The 1,835-nt window shown below is 78.0% G+C and carries 1 protein-coding gene and 1 pseudogene; both read right to left on the reverse strand.

Annotated elements, in window-relative coordinates:
* Positions 1 to 1,626: GTPase (locus tag EBM89_RS20505; protein WP_233571893.1), on the reverse strand; the 1,626-nt coding region annotated here is incomplete at its 3' end.
* A pseudogene (locus EBM89_RS20510) lies at positions 1,623 to 1,835 on the reverse strand (hypothetical protein); the annotation flags it as partial. The pseudogene EBM89_RS20510 and the gene EBM89_RS20505, both read right to left, overlap by 4 nt.

Consider the following 1,835-nt stretch of genomic DNA (forward strand, 5'->3'; position numbering starts at 1 on the left):
CGCGACCGGCCACGCGAGCCGCAGCGCGTCCGCGACGCCCCCGCCGCCGAGCGCCAGACCGGCGCCCATCGCGAGCCCCACGACCCCGGCGACGCCGAGCACGAACGCCAGCACCGACAGCGTCGCCGCGAGCCGCGACCGGCGGGCGACCAGCGCCACCCGGGACAGGGCCTCGTCGGCGGCGGCGCGGATCTGCTCGGTCCCGGCGAGCCGCGACCGCACGGACTCCGCCCAGCGGCGCGGCAGGTGCGTGGTGACCGCGTCCGCCCACTGCCCCCGGGCCAGCGCGACCGAGCCCTCCTGCACGGACACGAACGACGGCACGGGATCCTCGCTGCCGCGCACGACGGCCGCGACGGCGTCGGCGATGGCGGGCAGCCCCGCGGCCTGCGCCAGGGTCACCGCGACGGGCGTGACGTCGAGCGTGTCGGCGGGCGGGTCCGCCGGGGCGACCTCGGCCTCCAGCAGCCGCGCGGCGTCCACGATCTCCGCGGACGCCCGGCGCGCCGCGAGGCTCTGCCGGCTCACGACGGCGGCGAGGGTGTCGCGCATCTCGGCGACGCCCTCCCCCGTCCGCGCGGAGGTGGTGCGGATCTCGACGCCGGTGAGGCCGTCCTCGACCAGCAGCCGACCCAGGTCCGCGACCAGCGGCTCGCGCTGCCCCTCGGGCACGGCGTCGACCTGGTTGAGCACGACGAGCATCGCGCCCTCGTGCCCGACGAGGCGGCGCAGGTACCCGGAGTGCAGCGAGTCGTCGGCGTACTTCTGCGGGTCGACGACCCACACCAGCAGGTCCGCCATCGGCAGCAGCCGGTCCACGGCCGCGCGGTGCGCGGGCTCGATGGAGTCGTGGTCCGGCAGGTCCAGCAGGACCAGGCCGCGCAGCGGTGCCTCGGTGTCGCCGTCGAGGGCGCTCTCTCGCTCGATGCGCCGGTCGGGGTCGACGTCCAGCCAGTCGAGCAGCGCGCCACCGCCGGTGCCCCACACGCACGCCGTGGCCTCGGCGGTCGTCGGGCGCTTCACGCCGACCTCCGCGAAGTCCAGGCCGCAGATCGCGTTGAACAGCGACGACTTGCCCGAGCCCGTCCCGCCGAGCAGCGCGACGACCGTGTGGTCCACGCCGAGCGCCAGCCGCGAGCGCACGTGGTCGCCGATCTCCCGGACCCGCGTCGCGGCCCGCGGGTCGATGCGGTCGTCGCCGACCGCGAGCGCCTCGTCGAGCCGCGTCAGCCGCCGGGTCAGCGCGCGCGTGTCGGAGCCCGGGTCGTCCTCCGGGGCCCGGTCCGCGGGCCCGCCGGGTGGCGTGGCTGCGGGCGCGGCCACGACATCGCGGCTCGCCGCGGTCCCCTCGCCCGCGAGCGGCTCGCCGTCCGCGACGGGCTCCTCGCCGGGCGTCGCCTCGGCGTCGCCCGTGGGCTCCTCGGTGGGGACGACGACCTCGGCGGGCACCGCCTCCTCGGCCGCGTCGGGCGCTGCGGCCTCGGCGGAGGCCGCCGCGGCGCGCTCCGCCTTCTTCCTGGCCTTCTTCTTCGCCTTCGTGCCACCCGTGGTGGTCGCGGCGGGCGTCGTCATGTCGTCTGCCGAGGTGTCACCGACGGGTCCCTCGGGGGTCGTCGCGTCGGTCATGTCAGCCCCTTGATCACGGCGAGCCGCAGCCGCAGCGTGGACGCCGCGTCCGGTGCGAGCTCGGGTCGGTCGAGCACGGCGGCCGCGGCGTCGCGCTCGCGCCCGGCCTGCGCGGCGGCGTGCTCGGCGAGCCGGTCCCGCAGGACGGTCTCGACGGCCTCGCCGCGGTCGCCGAGCAGGTCGACCAGCAGCCGGTGCGCGGCGTCGAG

It is taken from the genome of Cellulomonas triticagri (assembly GCF_003696205.1).
GTDB classification, from domain to species: Bacteria; Actinomycetota; Actinomycetes; order Actinomycetales; family Cellulomonadaceae; genus Cellulomonas; species Cellulomonas triticagri.